The sequence below is a fragment of the Microbacterium sp. LKL04 genome (assembly GCF_900102005.1).
Taxonomy (GTDB): Bacteria; Actinomycetota; Actinomycetes; order Actinomycetales; family Microbacteriaceae; genus Microbacterium.
In genome coordinates, this window is the sequence record NZ_LT627736.1 from 1,000,796 (window position 1) to 1,017,112 (window position 16,317).

The window sequence follows — 16,317 nt, forward strand, 5'->3', positions numbered from 1 at the left end:
GATCTCCTGCTCGAGGGGGACGCGCCGAACCCCGCTCCATCCGTAGCGTGAAGCGCATGATCGTTGCAGAAGGCCTCACCAAGAGGTACGGAGACAAGACAGCCGTCGATGGCGTGAACTTCACGGTCCAATCCGGCAAGGTGACGGGGTTCCTGGGGCCGAACGGCGCCGGCAAGTCCACCACCATGCGGATGATCGTGGGACTCGACCGCCCGACGGCGGGACGCGTCACGCTCGACGGGCGCGACTACCGGTCGCTGCGCTCCCCGCTGACCGAGGTGGGGATCCTGCTCGACGCGAAGGCCGTCCACACCGGTCGGAGCGCCCGCAACCACCTGCTCGCCATGGCGGCGACCCACGGCATCCCGCGCTCACGGGTGGACGAGGTGATCGAGATCACCGGCCTCCAGAGCGTCGCGAAGCGGCGCGCCGGCAAGTTCTCCCTCGGCATGGGTCAGCGGCTCGGGATCGCGGCAGCTCTTCTCGGCGACCCCCAGACGCTCATCCTCGACGAGCCGGTCAACGGTCTCGACCCCGAGGGCGTTCGCTGGGTGCGGCAGTTCGTCCGGGCGCAGGCGGCGTCAGGGCGCACAGTGCTGCTGTCGAGCCACCTCATGAGCGAGATGGCCCTGACGGCCGATCACGTCATCGTCCTCGGTCGCGGACGCGTGCTGGCCGACGCCGGCATCTCCGATCTCGTCGCGGCGTGGACCCGCAGTGCCGTGAGCGTCCGCTCCCCCCGCGCCGCGGAGCTCGCGCAGCTGGTCGCCGGAGCCGACATCACCGTCACGTCGTCGGAGTCCGGCCTGCTCGACATCACGGGCACCACGGCCGCCGCCGTCGGCGAGATCGCGGCGCAGCACGGCATCGTCCTCCACGAGTTGACGCCGCGCAGCGGATCTCTCGAGGACGCCTACCTCGCCCTCACCGAGGGATCCGTCGAATACCGCACCCAGGGGGCCGCATCATGACCACCACGACCGACTCCCGCGCCGCGGCGCGTACCGCCCCGGCGCCGTCGTCGACATACCGTCTGGGTTTCGGGCGCCTCCTACGAAGCGAGGCCCTCAAGCTGTTCACCCTCCGATCGACGTGGTGGTCCTTGGGGATTACGGTTCTGCTCGCTGTCGGCATCGCTCTGGTCGTCGGGCTGGCCACTCAGAGCCTTCCGGATGAGTTCCGCGAGCAGGTCCCGCTCAACCCGGTCACCGCAGTAGTGTCGCCGTTGCAGCTGACGATGCTCGTTGCGGGAATCTTCGGTGCGATGGCGATCACCGGGGAATACTCCACCGGCATGATCCGCTCCACCTTCGCCGCCGAGCCGCGGCGCGGCGCCGTCCTCCTCGCGAAGACCATCGTCGTCGCCGCCACCCTGGTCGCCACCACCGTCGTCACCTCCCTCATCGCGATCGTCGTTCTGACACCGATCTACGGCAGCAACGGCTTCGTGTGGGACGATGCGGAAGTCACCTGGATTCCGCTCGCGTACTCGCTGCTCGCCATCGCCAGTGTCACGTTGCTCGGTCTGGGCGCCGGGTTCATCATCCGCAACGGGGCTGGCGCAATCGGGGCGACCGTCGGTCTGCTGTTCGTCGCTCCCCTGATCCTGAGCATCTTCGCGGCCTTCGGAGAGAGCTGGCGCTGGATCGCCGACCTCGCGCAGTACCTTCCCTACAACGCGGCCGGGACGCTCGTGAACGGGGCAGGCGATGACGCCCTGCCGGCGCTCATCGCACTCGTCGCCTGGCCCGCTGCCGCGCTGCTCGGTGGGTGGGCGCTCCTGCGAACTCGGGACGCGTAAGGTCTTGGCGTGACGAATCGAAGCCGCAGCGCCTCCTCTCCGGAGGGGGAGCTGCGGCTTCCGCGTCCGCCGGGACTCCTGCGGCGTTACTGGGCGCGGCATCCGCTGTTCGCCGACATCCTCGTCGCGATCGTCTGCCTTCTCCTGTCCACGATCCCGGTGATCGCGACCCCGATCCTGCCGGAGGGTGTCGGCACCAACGCCCGCGAGTGGCGGGACGTGCTGCCGGCTGTGGGGGTCATCGTCGTCCTCGGTTCCGCAGCTCTTCTCCTGCGGCGCCGTCATCCGCTGATCGTCCTCGCGACCTCGTACGTCGTCGCTCTGGCGTACATGTTCGCTCCCGCGCCGATCACCGGGCCGCTGCTGCTGGTCGCCACGTACTCGGTCGCCGTCTACGTCGGTTCCCGCGCCGCACTCGTCGGCGGCATGATCGGGACAGCGGCGCTCGCGGGCGCAGGGCTCATTCTCACCGCAACCGAGGCCAGCTCGGCGACTGTCGTCTGGGGGTCCCTCGTCAACGAGACCCTCAACGCCGTGATCGGCGGTCTCATCGGAGCCAACGTCGGTTCCCGGGCACGCTACGTGAAGGCGCTCATCGACCACTCGCAGCGCCTCGTGGTCGAACGCGACCAGCAGGCGCAGCTCGCCGCGTCGTCGGAGCGCGAGCGGATCGCGCGCGAGCTCCACGACATCGTCGCTCACTCGCTGACCGTCATGGTCGCCCTCGCGGAAGGCGTCGCGGCCTCGCGCGACGCCGAACGCTCGCGACCCGGGGTCGAAGCCATCGCGGCGACCGGCAGAGAGGCGCTCCGCGACATGCGGGCGACCCTCGGCATCCTCCGTGAGCCCGAAGCGGCACCTCTCTCGCCGCTCGCCCGTGACACGACGGCGGAGACCGTGGCGTCGGCGCGCGCCGCCGGATTCGACACACGTCTGGTCGTCTCGGGCGATCCTGGGGATCTCGATTCCCGGACGCAGCTCGCGGTGTCACGGATCGTGCAGGAGGGCGTCACCAACGTCCTCCGCCATGCGACGGCTGCGACGCACATCGATGTGGCCATCCGTCACGCACCCGACGGCGTCTCGGTCAGCGTCACGGACGACGGCCTACCGACGACCGTCGGAACCGACGCCGGCGGCTTCGGGCTCCGGGGGCTCCGCGAGCGCGTCGGGCTCGCCGGCGGTACCGTCACGGCGGGCCCGCGACAACCGCACGGGTGGTCCGTGACCGCCCACATCCCCCGACAGGAGACCACCGCGTGAGAACGTCCCCCTCCCCCGCCTCCGTGCGCGTGCTGATCGTCGACGACCAGTCGCTCATCCGCCTCGGTTTCCGCATGGTGCTCGAAGCCGCGGACGGGATCGAGGTCGTGGGCGAGGCAGCCGACGGAGCCGGCGCCGTCGAGGCGACGGCGCGGCTGCGACCCGACGTGGTGCTGATGGACGTCCGGATGCCGGGAGTCGACGGGATCGAGGCGACGGCGCGCATCGCGCGGGATCACCCCGCGGTCCGCGTGCTGGTCTTGACGACCTTCGACCTGGACGAGTACGCGTTCGGCGCGCTGCGCGCCGGAGCAGGAGGCTTCTTACTGAAGGATGCCGGCCGGGACGAGCTCGTCGCCGCCGTCCGCGCCGTGGCCGCGGGCGAAGCCACTCTGGCGCCGCGGATCGTTCGACGGATGATCGAGCTGGTCACGGACACCGGCGGAACCCTTCCGGGAGGTTCTGCGGAGCCTGCTGCGCGCGAACACGGCTCGCTGACCGCCCGCGAGGAGGAGGTCCTCGGGGCGATGGCGCGGGGTCTGACGAACGCCGAGATCGCAGACGAGCTGTTCCTGGGCGAGTCGACGGTGAAGACTCACGTCGGCCGCATCCTGGCGAAGCTCCCGGCCCGGGACCGCGTGCACGCAGTCCTCATCGCGCACGGACTCGCGGACCCCGTCGACAGCGGCGGTGCCCAGGTGAACGAAGGGTGGCCTGGATAGGATCGGAACGATGACCTCGACCGATCTCGCCGCGTCCTCTTCCTCGTCGCCTGCCCCCGCACCCGGCGGATGGGAGGGTATCCGCGACGGATTCCTCGCCTTCCTCGTATCGGCGGGATGGAGTCTCCTCTGGGTCGCCGTGACCGTCGTCGTCGCACTGCTGCTGTCGTGGATCATGCGTCGCCTCATCGGCCGCGTCGTCGATCGCATCGTCACGGGAGCCAAGTCCCGGGCCGCGGCGGAGGACACCCGCGCGATCGACATGTCGCCGCTGGCTCAGGTGCGCATCGTGCAGCGCACGCGGACCCTCGGGTCCATCCTCACCAATATCGTCAACGTCGCGATCGTCATCATCGCCGCCCTCACGATCGTCTTCATCCTCAATCCCGGCGTCCTTGCGTCGTTCACGCTGCTGTCTGCGGCGATCGGCGCGGGTCTGGGTTTCGGCGCGCAGAACATCGTCAAGGACGTCCTCAACGGGATCTTCATCGTCGCTGAGGATCAGATCGGCATCGGCGACGTCGTCGACGTGGGGCTGGCCACGGGCGTCGTCGAGTACGTGAGTGTCCGCGTGACCCACGTCCGCGACGTCAACGGCACCCTGTGGTTCGTCCGCAACGGCGAGATCACCCGCATCGGCAACATGTCGCAGGGCTGGGCGAGGGTCGTCGTCGACGTCGGAGTCCCGCTCGATGCCGACCTCGAGGCCGTCGAGGAGGCCATGCTGGCCGCGGCGAAAGACCTCGTGCGCGAGCCCAAATGGCGCACCCGAATCATCGACAAGCCCGAGGTCTGGGGCCTGGAGTCGATCAGCGGCGAGACGATCGTCACCCGCCTTGTGGTCCGGACCCGGCCCAACGCGAAGGACGACGTGTCACGCGCCCTCCGCACCCGTCTGAAGAAGGCCCTGGACGACCTGGGCGTCCCGCTGCCCCAGCTGGAATCGACCTTCCTGACCGGTGCCGACGCAGCGCAGAGCGTGCGAGGAGCCAACCCTCCCAAGACCAAGCCGCAGCAGGTCACGCCGCCTGCGACCCCGCCGCGTCTCGCGTGGCGGCCGAAGAAGCGCGGTCGGACCGACGGCGACGCGCCGGAGGGGACGTCCGCACCGTGAGCGAACAGAGCACCTTCTACGACGAGGTGGGCGGACACGAGGTCTTCCGCCGCATCGTCGACGCGTTCTATCGCGAAGTCGCTGCCGACGACGTCCTGCGTCCGATGTATCCCGAAGAGGACCTCGGGCCTGCGGCCGAGCGCCTGCTGCTCTTCCTGGAGCAGTACTGGGGTGGCCCGACCACCTACGGCGAGACGCGCGGACACCCGCGCCTGCGGATGCGTCATCAGCCCTTCCACGTGAACCCCGACGCGCGCGACCGGTGGCTCCGAGCCATGCGCATCGCCGTCGACGAAGCGGAGCTGTCGCCGTTGCACGAGGCCACTCTGTGGGACTACCTCCAGCGCGCTGCCCACGCCATGGTGAACACCTTCGAGCCGACGGGCATCGGGCCGGTGGCGAAGCCGCACGGCGGCACGACGCTGCCGCTGCACCCCGAGTCCTGACGACTCGCCGGTCAGCGGCCGCCGGTCGTCCGCACCGTCGTGAGCCCCGTGGGGTTCCCCGCCCTGACGAGCACATGGCCTCTGGCCAGGCTCACGCGGGTCCACGTACCCGTTCGGCGGACGGATGCCTGTTCGTCGCGGTCCTCTCCCAAAAAGCCGAGCGCGTCGGCGGCGAAAGCGACACCGGCGACGAGCCCGCTCAGCTCGGGTTCGGGAGCGCCCCACACGGCCGCGCGGATGGTTCGGACGAGATCCTCCCCGGGTGAGGCGGGCAGGGCCGTGGCCACTGCGTCGACGCCGCGACGCACGGCGCGCGCGAGCGCATGCGCCGCGACAGGCTCCCCCGGGACCCATCCGCCGCGCGGCGGCGAGATCCCGGCCCACGCGGCCGAGACGCCGCTGTCGGGAAGTGCGACGGTGGTGGCACTGCCGCCGGCTCTCAACGCTCCGGCATCCACGACGAGGTCGCACTCGAGTTCGGGGTCGATCCGCAGGAAGCGCATCCCGAGAACGGTCGGTGTGTCGTCACCGAACCCCCGGGGGGACAGCGGTGCGGCAGATACCGCGAGTGTCCCATCGACGGCGCGCAAGCGGACCGCAGGATCCCCGAGCCGGGCGGCGCGAGCGGCGAAGGTCAGGAGGTCGGTCGCCGTGCGCGGGTCGGGGAAGACGAGGTGCGGAGCCATCCGACCTAAACTACCAACCGGGGGCATCGTGATCGCATCGGGCGCCTGGAAGGAACGCACCGTGCCGGAATCTGGACACGTCGACGGGCTCCTGGCGGTACTGGACCTCGCATCCAGCGACGCCCGGACGACAGAGGACATCTTCACCGGTGTCTCGCAGGCGATGCCCCTGGGGCGGGTCTTCGGCGGTCAGGTTCTCGCCCAGGCGGTCATCGCCGCGGAGCGCACCGTCGACGAGGGCCGTGCGGCCCATTCGATGCACGGCTACTTCCTCCGGCCCGGCGACTCGACCCGCGGGATGACCTTCTCGGTGGACCGCATCCACGACGGGCGCTCCTTCTCGACGCGACGGACGCAGGCCTTCCAAGAGGGGGTGCCGATCTTCTCGATGATCGCGTCCTTCGAAGTGGATGCCACCGGGCTCGAACACCAGGACGAGATGCCCGCCGGCATCCCCGGGCCGGACCACCTCTCGGACGATTCCGTCCTGGCCGGGCTGCACCCGATGAGCAAGCGGCATTTCGACCAGAGCCCTGTGGAGGTCCGACACGTCGAGGATCCGATCTACGCGACCGTGGGGGGCGAGCGCACCGCTCACCAGTCGGTGTGGATCCGCACGCGCGGCGAGGTCCCCGATGACCCGCGGCTGCACCGCGCAGCCCTCGCGTACATGAGCGATCTCACGATCCAGGAGTCGGTCCTACGGGCGCACGGCGCGTCGTGGGCGACTCCGGGTCTCAAGGTCGCGAGCCTCGATCACGCCATGTGGTGGCATCGACCGGCGCGGGTCGACGAGTGGTTGCTGTACGTCCAGCAGTCCCCGAGCGCGCAAGGGGGCCGCGGACTCGCCACCGGTCGCATCTTCACCCGCGAGGGACTGCTCGTCGCCTCCGTCGCGCAGGAGATCATGGTGCGGATGCCCGACGGGGGCTGAGCCGCCTCAGCGCCGCCCGAGCGGTGGCAGCGGTTCGCCGAGGTAGGGCTCCCAGGCCGCTCGCGTCTCGGGCGCGAGTCGCACGGGCCTCCCGGTCACGGCATCCACCTGCACGATGACCGTGGATGCCCGGGCGTACAGCGTCCGAGGTTCCTGGCCCGCAGGAGTGAAGACTTCGTAGTGGACTTCGGCGCTCGAACCGCCGATCTTGCCGAACCACATCTGCACGTCGATCGGGTCGCGCTGGTACGGGACCGGCGCGAGGTATTCGATCTCCTGCCGGGCGATGAGGGTGAGGTGAGCCGCGCCGTGGCTCGCGTCGATGACCGCCGTGGGGACGACCCGCTCCCCCGCTCCCGGCACCCAGAAGGCGCGCACGCGCGCCTCCTCGAGGAGCTTGAGCATCGACGCGTTGTTGACGTGGTTGTACGCGTCGAGGTCGCCCCACCGCAGGTGGATGGGGACGCGGATGCGGGCGTCAGTCACGCGTGAGCTTGCGGTACGTCGACTTCGCGGGGTTCGCCGCGTCGGCGCCGAGCCGCTCGATCTTGTTCGCCTCGTACGCCTCGAAGTTGCCCTCGAACCAATACCACTGGTCGGGCTTCTCGGCGGTGCCCTCGTACGCCAGGATGTGCGTCGCGATGCGGTCGAGGAACCACCGGTCGTGCGTGATGACCACCGCGCAGCCGGGGAACTCGAGCAGCGCGTTCTCGAGCGAGCTCAGCGTCTCGACGTCGAGGTCGTTCGTCGGCTCGTCGAGGAGGAGCAGGTTGCCACCCTCCTTGAGCGTGAGAGCGAGGTTCAGGCGGTTGCGCTCACCGCCGGAGAGCACGCCGGCCTTCTTCTGCTGGTCCGGTCCCTTGAACCCGAACTTCGACACGTAGGCGCGCGACGGGATCTCGGTCTTGCCGACCGTGATGATGTCGAGGCCGTCCGAGACGACCTCCCACAGCGTCTTGTTCGGGTCGATGTTGGAGCGCGACTGGTCGACGTAGCTGATCTTGACCGTCTCGCCGATCTTCAGGTCGCCGCCGTCCAGGGGTTCGAGGCCGACGATCGTCTTGAAGAGCGTGGTCTTACCCACGCCGTTCGGGCCGATGACGCCGACGATGCCGTTCGGCGGCAGGCTGAAGCTGAGGCCGTCGATGAGCGAGCGGCCGTCGAAGCCCTTCTGGAGCTTCTTCGCCTCGATCACGACACTTCCCAAGCGCGGGCCCGGCGGGATCGAGATCTCCTCGAAGTCGAGCTTCCGCGTCCGCTCCGCCTCGGCCGCCATCTCCTCGTAGCGAGCGAGACGAGCCTTCGACTTCGTCTGGCGCCCCTTGGCGCTCGAGCGCACCCACTCGAGCTCCTCCTTGAGCCGCTTGGCGAGCTTGGCGTCCTTCTTGCCCTGGATGTCGAGGCGCTCGCCCTTCTTCTCGAGGTAGGTCGAGTAGTTGCCTTCGTAGCCGATGAGGCGGCCGCGGTCGACCTCGGCGATCCACTCCGCGACGTTGTCGAGGAAGTACCGGTCGTGGGTGATGGCGATGACCGCGCCCTTGTAGGCCTGCAGGTGCTGCTCGAGCCAGAGCACGCTCTCGGCATCGAGGTGGTTCGTGGGCTCGTCGAGGAGCAGGAGGTCCGGCTTCTGGAGGAGGAGCTTGGCGAGCGCGACACGGCGCTTCTCGCCACCGGAGAGCGGCGCGATGGCGGCGTCCGCAGGAGGCGTGCGGAGGGCGTCCATGGCCTGCGAGAGCTGGGAGTCGAGGTCCCAGCCGTCGGCCGCATCGATCTCCTCCTGCAGCGTCCCCATCTCGGCCAGGAGAGCATCGAAGTCGGCGTCGGGATCGGCCATGAGGGCGGAGATCTCGTTGAACCGGTCGAGCTTGGGCTTGATCGCCACGCCGTCCTGGATGTTCTCGAGGACGGTCTTGGACTCGTCGAGTTCCGGCTCCTGCATGAGGATGCCGACCGAGAACCCGGGCGAGAGCTTGGCCTCGCCGTTCGACGGGGTGTCGAGACCCGCCATGATCTTCAGGATCGTCGACTTACCGGCACCGTTCGGGCCGACCATGCCGATCTTGGCGCCGGGCAGGAACGCCATCGTGACGTCATCGAGGATGAGCTTTTCGCCGACCGCCTTGCGGGCGCGGACCATGGAGTAGATGTATTCGGCCATAACGGCCCAAGTCTACGTGTGCCGTCCCTGGCGGCGGGACCGTCCGGCCGTCACCAATCGATGCGACGCGTCTGTCCTACGAGACATTCGCCTTCGGGCAGGCCCGGCATGACGATCGCAGTCGGGCGCGGGACGGAGGGACCGACCTGGCCGACAAGGCACTCGTCGCCGACGCGAACCGAGAACTGGATGCTGTCCGCGGGGTCGCCGACCGATGTCTCGTCCTGCGTCACCTGCATGGCGTCCTTCGGGAAGCCCGCTGAGACGAGCGCGTCGATGTAGTCGCGGCCCTTGACCGACGTCGATCCGTTCCACACGCCGTTCATCGCGGCGGCGAAGTCAGGCAGTCGCGCCTCGGCGGTGTCAGGCGCCGGTGTCGGCGACGGATCCGCGGAGGGGCTCGGCGCGACGGGCGACGACGGCGCGGGCTCGGAGGGCGCAGGGGTCGGCTCTGGAGCGCACGCGGCGAGAGACACCGCCACAGCGGGCGCGAGCACGAGAAGAAGCAGGCGGGATCCCACTGAGGGCTGGTGTCTGCGCACGGGCGAGAGTCTAGGGGGTGCGACCTCCGAGCCTGCTGAGGCCGGCTCAGAACGGGGTGGGAACGGGGTCGGCCTCCCACTGCGCCTCGTCCGCGGCGGGAATGTCCTCCGCCGGGGCCCATCCCTGTTCCGCGTCGGCCGGGGGCGCCTCACTTCGCGTTCGCGCGGCACCGGTGAAGACGGTCGTGCCGAAGGCGAGGTCGTGGCCGATCGCGAGGGCGTCGATCTCGGCATCCGTCCCGGACTTCTCCCCCGCTTCCCATCGCTTGATCGCGAGCACCCCGTGGACGACGACGCGCTGACCCTTGCGGACCGACGCCGCGACGTGCTCGCCCAGAGTCCGGAAGATCGATACCCGGTACCAGCTGGTCAGTCCGTCGACCCATGCCCCCGCCTTCGCGTCGTATCGGCGGTCGGTGCTGGCTACCCGCATCGACACGACGGGGGTGCCGTCCGGCAGGCGCCGGAACTCGGGGTCGGCAGCGACGTTGCCGACGATCGTGATGTGGTCTTTCATGGCGATTCCTCCACTTGTCGAGGGCACGGGCGTGCCCGATCGATGCTCCGACGCCCGCGTGCCCGGCGGACGTCGGAGCGGACTCAGGATCGCGGCCCCCGCGGGATACGCAGCGCCCCTGCTCCCGACCGGTGGAGATGGTGGGGAGCAGGGGCGTTGGGGAGGAGACTCCGTGTGCGTCAGCGGCGCGCGTATTCTCCGAAGCGCGCACGGACTTTGTTGACCTTCGGCACGGCGACCGCGAGGCAGTAGCCCTGTCCGGGGTTCTTCGTGAAGAAGTCCTGGTGGTAGTCCTCAGCCGGGTACCACTCGCTCAGGGGCTCCATCGTCGTCACGAGTCCGCCGCCCCACCAATCCGACGCGCGCTCGGCCGCCTTCTCGAACGTCTCACGCTGAGCGTCATCGGCGGGGAACATGGCCGACCGGTACTGGGTCCCGACGTCATTCCCCTGCCGGTTGAGCTGGCGCGGGTCGTGCATCGTGAAGAACGCGTCGAGGATGACGTCGGACGGGATGACCTCTTCGTCGAACGTGACCTTGACCGCTTCGGCATGCCCGGTCGTGCCGGTGCACACCTGCTCGTAGCTCGGCGAAGGGACCGATCCGCCGACGTAGCCGGACTCGACCGAGACGACACCCTCGAGCGCGCGGTACGCGGCATCGAGACACCAGAAACATCCGCCGGCAAGCACATAGGTCTGCATTCGAGACCTTCCTTTCACTGTTGATCGTCGAAGAGGACAACGCTGTCGACGCCTCCGGTGTTCCGTGGCGGGGTGCGTGTCGGAGGCCGAGCGTACCCTGCGACTCGACGTAGAGGAGGCACCTTGACCACCATCTCAGTGAGCACCGATCCCCGGCTCCGCTCGTACCGGCTTGCGCCCGCGTCCGACCGCTTGTGGCGTGTCGTGGATGCCGCAGGCCTCGTCATCGGCCATCTCGCCCGCATCGGCGGGGAGGGGGCCGACCGGTTCGGCGCGCGCCGATTCCGCGCTTCCGTCGGGGGGTTCGTCGAACTCGGCGAGTTCTGTCGGATCGAGGATGCGGTCGCCGCTCTCCACGACTCGCGCTGAGCGGGTCTGCTCAGACGATCGCGGCGACGGCCTCCGTCTCGTCGATGGCGGGAGCCGCAGCGTGGCCGCTCACTTCGGGCCACAGCCGCGCGAGGACGGCCACCGCGTCGCGCATCTGGCCGGCAGGGGCCGTGAAGGGCACGCGGAGGTAGGACTCGTAGCCCCCGTCGACCGAGAACCGGGGTCCCGCGGACAGCAACACGCCCTCCCGGCGCGCGGCGAGCACAAGGGACCCGCTTCGCGGCGCGTCGAGTCCGACCCACAAGGACACACCGCCGTGCGGCACGGGGACCTTCCACCCTGGCAACGAGGTCCGGAGCGCCGCGACGACGGCATCCCTCCCCCGACCGAGCAGCGCTGCGCGCTGAGGCAGGATGTCGGGCATCATCCGCAGCAACCGGGTGGCGACGGCCTGCTCGAACTCGGCGGTTCCGAGGTCGCGGCGGGGTCTCGAGGCCACGAGATGGCGGATGAAGGCACGATCGCCTCGCACCCAGCCCACCCGGAGGCCGCCCCACACGGTCTTGCCGAGGGATCCGATCCGAACGGCACGATGCCCGAAGTCGAGGGGGACGGGGGCCGCGGCGTCGATCGCGAGCTCCGCCGTCGTCTCGTCGATCACGAGGACCGAACCGGCGGCATCCGCCGCAGCTCGGAAGGTCGCCGCGTCGAGGGGCGTCATCGTCCGCCCGGTGGGGTTCTGGAACCACGGCATCAGATAGGCGAGCGCCGGCCGTGCGCGTCGGAACGCCTGGACGGCACGGTCCAGGTCCCAGCCGTCCTCGACGGTCACCGGCGTGCCCGTCACGCGGGCGCCGGTCGCCTTGATCGCCTCCGTCGCGTGCGGATACGTCGGGGTCTCGAGGAGCGCCGTCGTCCCGGGGCGCAGAAGCGCATCCGTCACCAGATGGATCGCGTGCTGTCCCCCGTTCGTGACGAGGATCTCCTCGGGATCGGTCGGGATGCCGCGCGCCGAATAGCGATCCGCGATCGCCACCCGGAGGTCGATGCTCCCGACGATGTCGTATCCCGGCCGGCCGACCAGGGACGCGGCATCCGCCCCGACCTCGGCCATCACGCCCGCAAGACCGGGCCACGCCGCAGGACTGGCCTGCTGGAGATCGATCCCGTCACCGTCGTCGAAGACCCGCCCGGCTCCTCGGCGAACCTGCGGGAGCGTGATGCTCCCCGACCCGCGCGTGCTCTCGATGTGCCCGCTCTCGCGCAGGGAACGGTACGCCGCCGCAACCGTCGCCCGGCTGAGGCCGAGCGCCCCTGCGAGCTCGCGCTCGGCGGGCAGGGCGGTGTGCGCGGCGATGCGATTGTCGAGGCAAAGCAGACGGATGCCGTCGGCCAGGGCCTCGTAGGTCGGTGTGCGCGTGCGCCACCCGCCCAAGGTCACGGCCAGGGCGCGGGCACCGATTCGCGAATCCATGGTCCACCTTTCCGCAATTGGACTGCACGTAGGGAGCCAATCCTACGGTGGAATGGTCACATGCTTCTTCGGCTCCTCCGCCTCGTCATCGGTCTCGCCCTGTTCGGCATCGGCTGCGCGGTCCTCGTCCAGGCCGGCATCGGCCTCGACCCGTGGACGGTCCTCGCCGAGGGCCTCTCCGTGCAGACGGGGATCGGGATCGGATGGATCGTCGTCATCACGGGGGCGCTCGTCCTCCTCGCCTGGATCCCCCTGCGGCAGCGTCCCGGAATCGGCACGGTCGCGAACATCCTCGTCGTGGGGACCGTGATGCAGGGTGCGCTGGCGGTCATCCCGCCGGTCGAGAACTACCTGTGGGGAATCGCGGTGTTCCTGTCCGGGATCGCGCTCATCGCGGCGGCATCCGGGATCTATCTCGGGGCCGATCTCGGGCCGGGACCGCGCGACGGGCTGATGACAGGCCTGCACGCCAGGTTCGGCTGGCCGATCTGGGTCTGCCGCTTCGCGGTCGAGGGGAGCGTCCTCGTCACCGGCTGGCTCCTCGGAGGCACCGTCGGTCTCGGCACGGTCCTGTTCGCCGTCCTGATCGGACCCGCCGTCCACCTCGCACTCGACGTGTCCGCTCGGTGGCGCGCCCTGCGTGTGCGCCGAGCGACCATCGTCGTCTGAGCGGTAGCCTGGGGACCGAGCATCCTTCCCTCCATAGCTCAGTGGATAGAGCGAGCGGTTTCTACCCGCCAGGTCGGGGGTTCGAATCCTCCTGGAGGGGCTCCGAGTCGCCGTGTCCGCGGTCGACTCCTGTGGGAGGAGACCACGTGTCAGCTGCGGAGAACGACCGCCTCGTCTGGATCGACTGCGAGATGACGGGTCTCGACCTGTCGGTAGACGAGCTGGTGGAGGTCGCCGTCGTCATCACCGACTTCAAGCTCAACGTCCTGGACCCCGGGTTCCAGATCGTGATCAAGCCCGATGATTCCGCGCTCGCTCACATGAACGACTTCGTGACGAAGATGCACGAGAGCTCCGGTCTGCTCGAGGAGATCCCGAACGGGGTGAGTCTCGCCGACGCGGAGTTCCAGGTGCTCGAGTACATCCAGCGTTTCGTCCCCGAGGGCAAGGCGCCGCTCGCCGGCAACACGATCGGCACCGATCGCATGTTCCTCGCGCGCTACATGCCCCGCGTCGACCGCTGGCTCCACTACCGGAACGTCGATGTGTCCAGCGTGAAGGAACTCGCGCGGCGGTGGTACCCCCGCGCGTACTTCAACGCTCCTGCGAAGGACGGCGGTCACCGCGCCCTCGCCGACATCCGTGAGAGCGTCCGGGAACTCGCCTACTACCGCGAGACCGTGTTCGTGGCCGCCCCTGGGCCCTCGAGCGACGACGCGCGGAGCGCCGCGGCATCCACCGTGTCGTCGTTCGCCTCCGGTCTGTAATACACTTGGGGGGTTGCCCGGAGACGGGCACATGGTGGGTATAGCTCAGTTGGTAGAGCACCTGGTTGTGGTCCAGGGGGTCGCGGGTTCAAGTCCCGTTACTCACCCCATATCTTCTCCGCGTGAGGCGTGGTCATGATCGATATGGATGCCGAGGCATTCGAGGATCTGGTTGCGTCCGAGCTCGACGCGTTGCCGGACGACATGGTCGCGGGCCTCGACAACGTCGTGTTCGTGGTCGAGGACCGTCCCGAGGACGGCTCTCTCGATCTGCTGGGTCTCTACGACGGGCTCGCGCTGACCGAGCGCGACCGGTACGGGATGGGCGATCTGCCCGATCGCATCATCGTCTACCGGGAGCCGCACCTCGACGTGTGCGACGACGTCGACCACCTCCGTGACGAGGTGCACACGACGCTCGTCCACGAGATCGCCCACTTCTACGGCATCGACGATGCGCGCCTTCACGAACTGGGGTGGGCCTGATGAGCATCGCGTCGCCCGAGATCGATGAGCAGACGGACCTGCGGGCATCCACCTCCGGTCCCTGGCAGACCGTCGTCTGGAACGACCCCGTCAACCTCATGAGCTACGTCGAGCACGTCTTCCGGCAGTACTTCGGGTTCTCCCGTGAAAGGGCGCACCGACTGATGCTCGCCGTGCACCACGACGGACACGCGGTCGTGGCCGAGGGGTCGCGGGAGCAGATGGAACTGCATACGCAGGCGATGCACGACTACGGGCTGTGGGCCACGGTCCGCGAGGCGGGGTCGTGACCGGTTCCGGGGTCGTCATGGAGTTGACCCTCCTCGAAGCGGCGCACCTGTCCGACCTGATCGGACAGTTCGAGGATCTCGTGACGTCGGCGGACGGATCCGACCCGGCGCTCCGCCGACTCGTCCCTGATGCGTACGCCGACGACGCCGAGGCCGCCTCGGAGTTCCGTCGCCTCACCGAGGGCGACCTCCTCTCACGACGCGCTGCGGACGCGGGAGTCGTCCGGTCGTCCCTTCGCCGCGATGGGCGCGATGTCGACGCCGATCAGCTCGACCGTGCGGCTGCGGAGGACATCCTCTTCGTCGACCTGACTCCGGATGCCGCCGGTTCCTGGCTTCGTACGCTCGCCGCCCTTCGTCTCGTCCTGGCGGATCGGCTGGGTGTCACCGATGAGGATCAGCGCGGCGACGGCGACGCGCGGTTCGGCGTGTACGAGTGGATCGGGTATCGCCTGGAGATGCTCGTCCAGGCGCTCGACTCCTGAACGGCTGCCGGTCAGGGCAGGCGGAAGACGAAGCGGGCGATCCGCGCGGGGTCGTGCTCGCGGAGGTGTGCGTCCTCTTGGCGTTCCCAGCGTTCCCAGTGCGGCCGGTAGGTCTCTCCGTCACGATGAAGGGCGCGCGCGCGTCGTGCGCCCCGAGGCGCATCGAGCCAGACGGTGACGTCTGCCAGTTCCGCCGACTCCGGGGTCAGGATGCCGGCGCCCTCGACGATGACGACGGGCGCGGGCGCGACGCTCTGAACCCGGTCCGACTGCCGATCCGAGCTCCAGTCCCACGTGAGCCACGACCCCTGCTCCCCCTGGCGGAGCGGTGCGAGGACCCGCTCACGGGCGGTGTCCGCGCCCGCCTGCAGCCCGTCCCATCCGGGATAGATGTCGTCCAGACGCACGATCGCAGCGCTCCCGAGCAGAGCGGCGATCATGTCCGCGAACGTGGACTTCCCGGCGCCCGAACGACCGTCGATGACGACGATGGCCGGAACTCGGCGCACCTCGGCGACGGCCCGCACGACCTCGTCCGCAGCAGCGGCGAGGGCGTCCCCGAGCGACTCAGCGCTTGAGCGCACGGATGACGCGGCTGAGTGCGCGTCCCGCGATCCACACGAACGGGATGCCCACGGCGACGAGCGAGACCAGGTTCGGCTCGAAGCGCAGGTCGTCGCCCTTCCGGATGTACGCGCCGATCGGGACGGCCGCACCTCCGCCGCCGCCTCCGCCAGCACCGTTGGAGGCGTCCTCGCCGGCACCGAAGCCCGACCAGGTCAGGGCGACGGGGATGATGCGGATGCCGTCGACGTCCTGCTGCTCGCCGTAAACGGTGGTCACACCGAGCGAGGCGAACTGCTTGCCGAGTTCGAGAGGAAGGTTTGCCATGTCCCCACGGTAGCCGGGGCGGGCGAGGAAAACAGGGG

22 protein-coding genes and 2 tRNA genes are annotated in these 16,317 nt (G+C 69.4%); 15 read left to right on the plus strand and 9 right to left on the minus strand.

Annotation, left to right across the window (positions count from 1 at the left end; genetic code table 11):
* The first annotated feature begins 56 nt into the window (after positions 1–56).
* From BLP38_RS04925 to BLP38_RS04950, 6 genes are all read left to right on the plus strand, one after another.
* Positions 57–971, plus strand: coding sequence for an ABC transporter ATP-binding protein (locus BLP38_RS04925; RefSeq protein ID WP_091353779.1), 915 nt, complete (start codon positions 57–59; stop codon positions 969–971).
* The gene (locus BLP38_RS04930; RefSeq protein WP_091353783.1) at positions 968–1,801 is read left to right on the plus strand and encodes an ABC transporter permease; all 834 of its coding nucleotides are present in this window, start codon (positions 968–970) and stop codon (positions 1,799–1,801) included. Before BLP38_RS04925 ends, BLP38_RS04930 begins: the two co-directional genes overlap by 4 nt.
* 9 nt (positions 1,802–1,810) lie before the next feature.
* A complete protein-coding gene (locus BLP38_RS04935; protein WP_231916568.1) occupies positions 1,811–3,064 on the plus strand; it encodes a sensor histidine kinase in 1,254 nt (417 codons plus the stop codon).
* 74 nt (positions 3,065–3,138) lie between these two features.
* Positions 3,139–3,786: a response regulator transcription factor gene (locus BLP38_RS04940; protein ID WP_231916593.1), complete on the plus strand. Its 648-nt coding sequence runs from the start codon at positions 3,139–3,141 to the stop codon at positions 3,784–3,786.
* A gap of 10 nt (positions 3,787–3,796) precedes the next feature.
* Complete coding sequence (locus BLP38_RS04945) at positions 3,797–4,900, plus strand: mechanosensitive ion channel family protein (protein ID WP_091353790.1); 1,104 nt, start codon at positions 3,797–3,799, stop codon at positions 4,898–4,900.
* Positions 4,897–5,346, plus strand: a complete 450-nt coding sequence (locus BLP38_RS04950; RefSeq protein ID WP_091359548.1) for a globin — start codon at positions 4,897–4,899, stop codon at positions 5,344–5,346. Before BLP38_RS04945 ends, BLP38_RS04950 begins: the two co-directional genes overlap by 4 nt.
* Positions 5,347–5,357: 11 nt before the next feature.
* Here the strand turns inward: BLP38_RS04950 and BLP38_RS04955 are convergent, their stop codons facing one another.
* The gene (locus tag BLP38_RS04955; RefSeq protein ID WP_091353795.1) at positions 5,358–6,032 is read right to left on the minus strand and encodes a hypothetical protein; all 675 of its coding nucleotides are present in this window, start codon (positions 6,030–6,032) and stop codon (positions 5,358–5,360) included.
* 61 nt (positions 6,033–6,093) lie between these two features.
* Between BLP38_RS04955 and BLP38_RS04960 the strand changes: the two genes are divergently transcribed.
* A complete protein-coding gene (locus BLP38_RS04960) occupies positions 6,094–6,966 on the plus strand; it encodes an acyl-CoA thioesterase (protein ID WP_091359551.1) in 873 nt (290 codons plus the stop codon).
* Positions 6,967–6,972: 6 nt separating this feature from the next.
* Here the strand turns inward: BLP38_RS04960 and BLP38_RS04965 are convergent, their stop codons facing one another.
* The 5 genes from BLP38_RS04965 to msrA all read right to left on the minus strand — a co-directional run bounded on the left by BLP38_RS04965 (position 6,973) and on the right by msrA (position 10,887).
* Entirely contained in the window at positions 6,973–7,452 is a 480-nt protein-coding gene (locus BLP38_RS04965; protein WP_091353800.1) for an acyl-CoA thioesterase, read from the minus strand.
* Positions 7,445–9,124, minus strand: coding sequence for an energy-dependent translational throttle protein EttA (ettA, locus tag BLP38_RS04970; protein WP_091353804.1), 1,680 nt, complete (start codon positions 9,122–9,124; stop codon positions 7,445–7,447). The genes BLP38_RS04965 and ettA overlap by 8 nt, the downstream gene beginning before the upstream one ends.
* A gap of 50 nt (positions 9,125–9,174) precedes the next feature.
* Complete coding sequence (locus tag BLP38_RS14385) at positions 9,175–9,666, minus strand: DUF6993 domain-containing protein (protein WP_231916569.1); 492 nt, start codon at positions 9,664–9,666, stop codon at positions 9,175–9,177.
* A 46-nt stretch (positions 9,667–9,712) separates the two neighbouring features.
* Complete coding sequence (locus BLP38_RS04980) at positions 9,713–10,183, minus strand: single-stranded DNA-binding protein (protein WP_091353808.1); 471 nt, start codon at positions 10,181–10,183, stop codon at positions 9,713–9,715.
* Positions 10,184–10,362: 179 nt separating this feature from the next.
* The gene (gene msrA, locus BLP38_RS04985; RefSeq protein WP_091353812.1) at positions 10,363–10,887 is read right to left on the minus strand and encodes a peptide-methionine (S)-S-oxide reductase MsrA; all 525 of its coding nucleotides are present in this window, start codon (positions 10,885–10,887) and stop codon (positions 10,363–10,365) included.
* A gap of 123 nt (positions 10,888–11,010) precedes the next feature.
* On the opposite strand from msrA, the gene BLP38_RS04990 reads away from it, so the two are divergent.
* Positions 11,011–11,256: a hypothetical protein gene (locus tag BLP38_RS04990; RefSeq protein ID WP_091353815.1), complete on the plus strand. Its 246-nt coding sequence runs from the start codon at positions 11,011–11,013 to the stop codon at positions 11,254–11,256.
* Between the two features lie 10 nt (positions 11,257–11,266).
* On the opposite strand, the gene yczR is transcribed toward BLP38_RS04990, so the two are convergent.
* Positions 11,267–12,691 (minus strand): MocR-like transcription factor YczR, encoded by a 1,425-nt coding sequence (gene yczR / locus BLP38_RS04995; RefSeq protein WP_091353818.1) that lies wholly within the window; start codon positions 12,689–12,691, stop codon positions 11,267–11,269.
* Positions 12,692–12,751: 60 nt separating this feature from the next.
* Here yczR and yczE point away from each other — a divergent pair, with 60 nt between their 5' ends.
* The 7 genes from yczE to BLP38_RS05030 all read left to right on the plus strand — a co-directional run bounded on the left by yczE (position 12,752) and on the right by BLP38_RS05030 (position 15,388).
* Positions 12,752–13,360 carry a membrane protein YczE gene (gene yczE, locus BLP38_RS05000; RefSeq protein WP_091353821.1) on the plus strand — a complete coding sequence of 203 codons (609 nt, stop codon included), beginning with the start codon at positions 12,752–12,754 and terminating at the stop codon, positions 13,358–13,360.
* 27 nt (positions 13,361–13,387) lie between these two features.
* Positions 13,388–13,460, plus strand: a tRNA-Arg gene (locus BLP38_RS05005).
* Positions 13,461–13,551: 91 nt separating this feature from the next.
* Positions 13,552–14,127: an oligoribonuclease gene (gene orn / locus BLP38_RS05010; protein WP_231916594.1), complete on the plus strand. Its 576-nt coding sequence runs from the start codon at positions 13,552–13,554 to the stop codon at positions 14,125–14,127.
* Positions 14,128–14,161: 34 nt separating this feature from the next.
* Positions 14,162–14,237 (plus strand) — tRNA-His (locus tag BLP38_RS05015).
* Positions 14,238–14,262: 25 nt separating this feature from the next.
* Complete coding sequence (locus BLP38_RS05020) at positions 14,263–14,613, plus strand: metallopeptidase family protein (protein WP_091359555.1); 351 nt, start codon at positions 14,263–14,265, stop codon at positions 14,611–14,613.
* Positions 14,604–14,903 (plus strand): ATP-dependent Clp protease adapter ClpS, encoded by a 300-nt coding sequence (gene clpS / locus BLP38_RS05025; RefSeq protein WP_091353827.1) that lies wholly within the window; start codon positions 14,604–14,606, stop codon positions 14,901–14,903. Before BLP38_RS05020 ends, clpS begins: the two co-directional genes overlap by 10 nt.
* Complete coding sequence (locus tag BLP38_RS05030) at positions 14,900–15,388, plus strand: DUF2017 family protein (RefSeq protein WP_231916571.1); 489 nt, start codon at positions 14,900–14,902, stop codon at positions 15,386–15,388. Before clpS ends, BLP38_RS05030 begins: the two co-directional genes overlap by 4 nt.
* Positions 15,389–15,399: 11 nt before the next feature.
* On the opposite strand, the gene BLP38_RS05035 is transcribed toward BLP38_RS05030, so the two are convergent.
* Together BLP38_RS05035 and BLP38_RS05040 are read right to left on the minus strand one after the other, a co-directional pair.
* Complete coding sequence (locus BLP38_RS05035) at positions 15,400–15,972, minus strand: hypothetical protein (protein ID WP_091353830.1); 573 nt, start codon at positions 15,970–15,972, stop codon at positions 15,400–15,402.
* A complete protein-coding gene (locus BLP38_RS05040; RefSeq protein WP_091353834.1) occupies positions 15,956–16,279 on the minus strand; it encodes a hypothetical protein in 324 nt (107 codons plus the stop codon). The genes BLP38_RS05035 and BLP38_RS05040 overlap by 17 nt, the downstream gene beginning before the upstream one ends.
* Between the last annotated feature and the right edge of the window lie 38 nt (positions 16,280–16,317).

Excerpts from the sequence above, each read along its gene's own strand:
- BLP38_RS05040 (WP_091353834.1), bottom strand. The coding sequence starts at position 16,279 with ATGGCAAACCTTCCTCTCGAACTCGGCAAGCAGTTCGCCTCGCTCGGT.
- BLP38_RS04945 (WP_091353790.1), top strand. The coding sequence starts at position 3,797 with ATGACCTCGACCGATCTCGCCGCGTCCTCTTCCTCGTCGCCTGCCCCC.
- BLP38_RS05020 (WP_091359555.1), top strand. The coding sequence starts at position 14,263 with ATGATCGATATGGATGCCGAGGCATTCGAGGATCTGGTTGCGTCCGAG.
- BLP38_RS04980 (WP_091353808.1), bottom strand. The coding sequence starts at position 10,183 with ATGAAAGACCACATCACGATCGTCGGCAACGTCGCTGCCGACCCCGAG.
- msrA (WP_091353812.1), bottom strand. The coding sequence starts at position 10,887 with ATGCAGACCTATGTGCTTGCCGGCGGATGTTTCTGGTGTCTCGATGCC.
- ettA (WP_091353804.1), bottom strand. The coding sequence starts at position 9,124 with ATGGCCGAATACATCTACTCCATGGTCCGCGCCCGCAAGGCGGTCGGC.
- yczE (WP_091353821.1), top strand. The coding sequence starts at position 12,752 with ATGCTTCTTCGGCTCCTCCGCCTCGTCATCGGTCTCGCCCTGTTCGGC.
- orn (WP_231916594.1), top strand. The coding sequence starts at position 13,552 with ATGACGGGTCTCGACCTGTCGGTAGACGAGCTGGTGGAGGTCGCCGTC.
- BLP38_RS04930 (WP_091353783.1), top strand. The coding sequence starts at position 968 with ATGACCACCACGACCGACTCCCGCGCCGCGGCGCGTACCGCCCCGGCG.
- BLP38_RS04940 (WP_231916593.1), top strand. The coding sequence starts at position 3,139 with ATGGTGCTCGAAGCCGCGGACGGGATCGAGGTCGTGGGCGAGGCAGCC.
- BLP38_RS04955 (WP_091353795.1), bottom strand. The coding sequence starts at position 6,032 with ATGGCTCCGCACCTCGTCTTCCCCGACCCGCGCACGGCGACCGACCTC.
- BLP38_RS04925 (WP_091353779.1), top strand. The coding sequence starts at position 57 with ATGATCGTTGCAGAAGGCCTCACCAAGAGGTACGGAGACAAGACAGCC.
- yczR (WP_091353818.1), bottom strand. The coding sequence starts at position 12,691 with ATGGATTCGCGAATCGGTGCCCGCGCCCTGGCCGTGACCTTGGGCGGG.